The 6,501-nt window shown below is 70.4% G+C and carries 5 protein-coding genes; all 5 read right to left on the reverse strand.

What is annotated here, in order from left to right; translation table 11 throughout:
• Positions 1-237: 237 nt before the first annotated feature.
• Positions 238-2,853 (reverse strand): ATP-dependent chaperone ClpB, encoded by a 2,616-nt coding sequence (gene clpB, locus ABZV93_RS28730; protein ID WP_354942077.1) that lies wholly within the window; start codon positions 2,851-2,853, stop codon positions 238-240.
• 147 nt (positions 2,854-3,000) lie between these two features.
• Positions 3,001-3,471 (reverse strand): MerR family transcriptional regulator, encoded by a 471-nt coding sequence (locus ABZV93_RS28735; protein ID WP_354942079.1) that lies wholly within the window; start codon positions 3,469-3,471, stop codon positions 3,001-3,003.
• On the reverse strand, positions 3,468-4,655 hold the full coding sequence (gene dnaJ / locus ABZV93_RS28740; protein ID WP_354942081.1) for a molecular chaperone DnaJ: 1,188 nt from the start codon (positions 4,653-4,655) through the stop codon (positions 3,468-3,470). The genes ABZV93_RS28735 and dnaJ overlap by 4 nt, the downstream gene beginning before the upstream one ends.
• A gap of 23 nt (positions 4,656-4,678) precedes the next feature.
• Positions 4,679-5,437 (reverse strand): nucleotide exchange factor GrpE, encoded by a 759-nt coding sequence (grpE, locus tag ABZV93_RS28745; RefSeq protein ID WP_354942083.1) that lies wholly within the window; start codon positions 5,435-5,437, stop codon positions 4,679-4,681.
• A partial coding sequence (locus tag ABZV93_RS28750) for an Hsp70 family protein (protein ID WP_354942085.1) occupies positions 5,434-6,501 on the reverse strand: 1,068 nt, incomplete at its 5' end. The genes ABZV93_RS28750 and grpE, both read right to left, overlap by 4 nt.

Below are 6,501 nucleotides of genomic sequence, written 5' to 3' on the forward strand. Positions count from 1 at the left end.
AACCGTCGGCTCCCCACCCTCAAGAACCGCCACCACAGAATTCGTCGTACCAAGATCGATACCGACCGAACGAGACATAACCACAAGCCTCCGAGCCAGATTGGAGTGCGACGCCCGCGAGGGCGCCGCACCGGATGTTGTCTACCGATGAAGGGGGGAACCGACCGGTCGGCCGGGTCGATCTGGACGCCGAACGGGCGTCGAACGGACAGGGTCAGCTGCTCAGGTGCGGCCGCCTCAGGCGACCCGGGCGGGTTCGGACGGGACCAGGTCGATCTCCAGGGAGTCGTTGGCGTCGTTGACGTCGACCAGGACGCGGTTGCCGTCGCGCACCTCACCGGCCAGCAGCTTGCGAGCCAGGCCGTCGCCGATCGCCGACTGCACCAGCCGGCGTAGCGGGCGAGCGCCGTACACCGGGTCGTAGCCGGTCAGCGCCAGCCACTCCTTCGCGCCGTCGGTGACCTCGAGCCGGATCCGCCGGTCGGCCAGCCGCCGGGCGAGGGCGCTGATCTGGAGCTCCACGATCCGGGTGAGCTCCTCGGTGCCCAGCGGATCGAACAGCACCACCTCGTCCAGGCGGTTCAGGAACTCCGGCTTGAACGACGTGCGGACGACGTTCATCACCAGCTCGCGCTTCTTCTCCTCCGCCAGCGCCGGGTCGGCGAGGTACTGCGAACCCATGTTGCTGGTGAGGATGAGGATCACGTTGCGGAAGTCGACCGTGCGGCCCTGCCCGTCGGTCAGCCGACCGTCGTCGAGCACCTGCAGGAGTACGTCGAAGACCTCCGGGTGCGCCTTCTCCACCTCGTCGAGCAGGATCACGGAGTACGGGCGGCGGCGGACCGCCTCGGTCAGCTGACCGCCCTCCTCGTAGCCGACGTAGCCGGGTGGCGCACCGACCAGGCGGGACACCGAGTGCTTCTCGGCGTACTCGCTCATGTCGATCCGCACCATCGCGCGCTCGTCGTCGAAGAGGAACTCGGCCAGCGCCTTGGCCAGCTCCGTCTTGCCCACACCGGTCGGGCCGAGGAACAGGAACGATCCGGTCGGCCGGTCCGGGTCGGACACCCCGGCACGGGCGCGGCGTACGGCGTCCGACACCGCGGCCACGGCTCGGCGCTGCCCGATCAGCCGGTGGCCGAGCTCGTCCTCCATCCGCAGCAGCTTGCCGGTCTCGCCCTCCAGCAGCCGGCCGGTGGGAATGCCCGTCCAGGCCGACACCACCTCGGCCACCTCGTCGGGGCCCACCTCGTCGCGCACCATCGGCACGGTGTCGGTCACCTCGACCGGCGCCTCGCCGGCCTCCCGCAGCTCCTTCTCCAGCTGGGGGATCTCGCCGTAGAGGATGCGGGCCGCGGTCTCCAGGTCACCCTCACGCTGGGCGCGCTCGGACTGCACCCGCAGGTCGTCCAGCCGCTGCTTGACCTCGCCCACGTGGTTGAGGCCGGACTTCTCCTTCTCCCACCGGGCCTCCAGCCCGCGCAGTGTCTCCTCGCGGTCGGCGAGCTCGGCGCGCAGCGCGGCCAGGCGCTCCTGGCTGGCCGCGTCGTCCTCCTTGGACAGGGCCAGCTCCTCCATCCGCATCCGGTCGACCTGCCGGCGCAGCTCGTCGATCTCCACCGGGCTGGAGTCGATCTCCATCCGCAGCCGGCTGGCCGACTCGTCCACCAGGTCGATCGCCTTGTCGGGCAGCTTGCGCCCGGTGATGTAGCGGTTGGACAGGGTGGCGGCGGCGACCAGGGCGGCGTCGGCGATCTGCACCTTGTGGTGCGCCTCGTAGCGTTCGCGCAGGCCGCGCAGGATCGCGATGGTGTCCTCGACGGACGGCTCACCGACGAACACCTGCTGGAACCGGCGTTCGAGGGCGGGGTCCTTCTCGATCCGCTGGCGGTACTCGTCCAGCGTGGTCGCTCCGATCATCCGCAGCTCACCGCGGGCCAGCATCGGCTTGAGCATGTTGCCCGCGTCCATCGAGCTGTCCCCGGACGCACCCGCGCCGACGACAGTGTGGAGTTCGTCGATGAACGTGATGACCTGGCCGTTGCTCTCCTTGATCTCGTTGAGTACGGCCTTCAGGCGTTCTTCGAACTCACCGCGATACTTCGCGCCGGCGACCATCGAACCCAGGTCGAGCGCCACCAGCCGGCGGCCCTTCAGCGACTCGGGTACGTCACCGGCGACGATGCGCTGGGCGAGCCCCTCCACGACGGCGGTCTTGCCGACGCCGGGCTCGCCGATCAGGACGGGGTTGTTCTTCGTACGCCGGGACAGCACCTGGATCACCCGGCGCACCTCGGAGTCCCGGCCGATCACCGGGTCGAGCTTGCCCTCGCGGGCGCGTTCGGTGAGGTCGACGGAGTACTTCGACAGTGCCTTGTAGGTGCCCTCGGGGTCCGGCGTGGTCACCCGCGCGGAGCCGCGGACCTGGGCGAACGCCGCCAGCAGGGCGTCGGCGCTGGCGCCGGCCCGGGTCAGGACGTCCTTCGCGGGCCCGGCCACGGTCGCGAGCCCGACCAGGAGGTGCTCGGTGGAGACGTACTCGTCACCGAGTTCGGTCGCCTGGTCCTGCGCGACCTGCATGACCTGGTAGAGCGGACGGGACAGTCCGGGCGCCTGCACGGTCGACCCGCTTGCCGCTGGCAACCGCCCGGCGGCGTCGGCGGCGGACTTCTCCACCGTCCGGCGGTCGGCGCCGACCGCCTCGAGGAGGCTCGCCGCGGTGCCTTCGGGCTCGTCGACGAGCGCGATCAGCAGGTGGACGGGCTCCACGGCCGGGTTGCCGCCGTTGGCCGCCCGGCGGATCGCGGCCGAGAGCGCGTCCTGGCTCTTGGTCGTCAGTTTCTGTGCATCCATGGTTTCCGTGTCCCCGGTTTCGGTGTCCCCGTCGTGATCATCGGGTCTTCTGCTGGTTTGAACCATCTCGAAGTTGAGTCCATTCCACTCAACTTCGAGACCGTTCGGGGCCCTGGGTCATGGGTGGTCATGGCCGGCCCCGCGAGGTCAGGGCTGTCGCCGACGCCGAGCCCGGCCCTTCCAGACCACGACGGCCTGGCTCGGGCGGGGCAGGAGCTCGGGGAGATAGGCCGCCTGCTCGGCGGCACGTTCGAACATCAACCGGGCGTCATCGAGCGCGCCCTCCAGCTCCTGGACTCGGGTGCCGAGCGCCTCGACCACCGACTCCAGCTCAAGGATCCGGCGTACACCTTCCAGGCCGATGCCCGCGGCGGTGAGCTCGGTGACGTGCCGCAGGGTCTCGATGTCCCGGAGGGAGTAGCGCCGGCCGCCGCCCCCGGACCGGCCCGGCGTTACCAGGCCGAGCCGGTCGTAGGTGCGGAGCGTCTGCGGGTGCAGGCCGGTGAGCTCGGCCGCGACGCTGATGACGTACACCGGCGTCTCGGCGTCCATCGACACGTCGAAGGCGGGCCGGGAGCGGCGGGAGCCGTCCGGCGAGCCGGCGCGAGTGCTCGTCATCGCACGCCTTCCTTCCCGTCGTACTCACCGCGAGCCGCGTCGGCGCCGGTCGCCCGGCGGTAGGCGTCGAGGGCTTCCCTGGCCTTGTCGTCGAGATGGTCCGGAACGACCACCTCCACAGTGACCAGCAGGTCGCCCTTGGTGCCGTCCCTGCGGGCCGCGCCCTTGCCGCGTACGCGGAACGTACGGCCGTTGGGGGTGCCCGGCGGAACCTTCAGGGTGACCAGCGGGCCGGCGAGGGTGGGCACCTTCACCTCACCACCGAGCGCCGCCTCGGGGAACGAGATCGGCACGGTGACGGTGAGGTGCTCGCCCTTGCGGCCGAACCGCTCGTCGGCATGCACGTGCACGGTGACGTACAGGTCGCCGGCGGGTCCGCCGCGCTCGCCGGCGGCACCCTTGCCGCGCAGACGGATGCGCTGGTTGTCGTACACCCCGGCCGGGATGCGCACCTGCATGGTGCGGGCCGACTCCGCCCGGCCCGAGCCGTGGCAGGTGGGGCACGGGTTGTCGACCACCAGGCCGCGGCCCCGGCAGGAGCGGCACGGCTCGGTCATCGCCAGCCGGCCACCCTGGGAGGTGGCCCGCATCCCGACACCCTCGCAGTCCGGGCACACCCGCGGCATCGTGCCGGCCTTCGCACCGGTGCCCGAACACGCCGGGCACGGCGCGTCGCTGGTCATCCGGAGCGGGACCGTCACTCCGTCGACCGCGTCACGGAATCCGATGGTGACCTCGGTCTCCACGTCGGCACCCCGGCGCGGGCGGGTGCCCGGCGGGGTCCGGGTGCGCCCACCGGTGAAGATGCCACCGAGGATGTCGCCCAGACCGCCGCCCCCGCGGTTGCCGCCCTGCTGGGTGAAGATGTCGCCGAGGTCGAACGGGAACCCGCCGCCGGCCTGGCCGCCGGTCCCTCCGCCGCCGCCGGGGAAGCGGAACCCGCCTCCGCCGAACAGCGACCGTGCCTCGTCGTACTCCTTGCGCTTGGCCGGGTCGGAGAGGACGGAGTAGGCCTCGGAAACCTCCTTGAACCGCTCCTCCGCCTTCGCGTCACCCCGGTTGGCGTCGGGGTGGTTCGCCCGGGCGAGCTTGCGGTAGGACTTCTTGATCTCCTCGGGCTTCGCATCCTTGGAGACGCCGAGCACCTTGTAGAAGTCCTTCTCGAGCCATTCCTTCGTGCCCATGGTGCTCCCCACCTCCCCCTTGCTCAGCCGTTGCCGGTCGGCGGCTGGTCATCGGCGCCCGCCTCGCCGTCGTTGCCCTCGGCCGGACCCCCGTCGGCACCGGAGGCCGGATCGGCGTCGGCACTCGGCGCCACCTGCTCCGGCGGCAGCCCGACGGTGGGTTCGGTGACCGCCACCCGCGCCGGTCGCAGCACTCGCTCGCCCAGCCGGTAGCCCGGCTGGAGGATGGCCGTGCACGTCGGCCCCGACACGTCGTCGGAGTACGCGTGCATGAGGGCGTCGTGCACCCGCGGGTCGAACTCGTCGCCGGCCTCGCCGAACTTCACCAGTCCGAGCTTGGACAACGAGGTCTCCAGCGCCTCGGCCACAGCCTTGAAGCCGCCGGACAGCTCCTCGTGCTCACGGGCCCGGCCGATGTCGTCGAGGACCGGGAGGAGCTCGGTCAGCACGCTGCCGACGGCCTGCTCCTGGTTGGCCTGCCGGTCACGGTCGACCCGCCGCTTGTAGTTGACGTACTCCGCCTGGAGCCGCTTGAGGTCGTTGGTGCGTTCGACGACGGCCGACTTGAGTGCTTCCACCTCCGCGGCGGAGGCGGCCGGGGCCTCCTCGGCGTCGCCCGGCTCACCGGGCCTGGCGGTGGCCTCCGTGTCGGGGTCGGCCGCGTCACCGGCGCCGGGCGAGGACGCGGTCGCCCGCGCCTCCTCCCGGATCTCGCCGGTACGCGGGTCGATGCGCCGCCGGTCGTGGACCACGGGCCCGTCGTGTCCCTCGGCCTGGCTCACTTCTGACCACCCTCGTCGTTGGCGCCACCCGCGGGCTTGTCGTCGTCGACGATCTCGGCGTCGACCACGTCGTCGTCCGCGGCGTTGGCGGAACCGTCACCGGTGCCGGTGGCGTCGCCGGCGTCGCCGGTCGGGGTGCCCTGGGACTGCTGGGCGTTGGCGTAGATCGCCGAGCCCATCTTGGTGCGGGACTCCGAGAGCTTGTCGAACGCCGACTTGAGGGCGTCGTTGTCCTCGCCTTCCAGGGCCTTCTTCAGCGCGGCGATGTCCTGCTCGACCTCGGACTTGACCTCGGCCGGAACGCTGTCGGGGTTGTCCGCGACGAACTTCTCCGTCTGATACACCAGCGAGTCCGCCTGGTTGCGAAGCTCCGCGGCCTCACGGCGCTTGCGGTCCTCCTCGGCATACTGCTCCGCATCCCGGACCATCCGGTCGATGTCGTCCTTGGGCAGAGCCGACCCACCGGTCACCGTCATCTTCTGCTCACGACCCGTCCCCAGATCCTTCGCCGACACGTGCACGATGCCGTTCGCGTCGATGTCGAACGCCACCTCGATCTGCGGGACGTTCCGGGGCGCGGGCGGCAGGCCGGTCAGCTCGAAGTTACCGAGCGACTTGTTGTCGCGGGCCATCTCGCGTTCGCCCTGGAAGACCTCGATCATCACCGAGGGCTGGTTGTCCTCGGCAGTCGTGAAGACTTCGGAACGCTTCGTGGGAATGGTGGTGTTGCGCTCGATGATCTTGGTGAAAACACCACCCTTGGTGGCGATGCCGAGGGACAGGGGAGTGACATCCAACAACAAGACATCCTTCACCTCACCCCGCAACACACCCGACTGCAACGACGCACCAATCGCCACCACCTCATCAGGGTTCACACCCTTGTGCGGCTCCTTACCACCCGTAAGCTCCCGCACCAACTCCGCCACCGCAGGCATCCGCGTGGAACCACCCACAAGAATCACGTGGTCGATCTTGCCCACCTCGACCCCGCCATCACGCAACACCTGCTGGAACGGACGACGACACCGCTCCAACAAATCCCCCGTCAACCGCTGGAACTC

Source organism: Actinopolymorpha sp. NPDC004070 (assembly GCF_040610475.1).
Classification (GTDB): domain Bacteria; phylum Actinomycetota; class Actinomycetes; order Propionibacteriales; family Actinopolymorphaceae; genus Actinopolymorpha.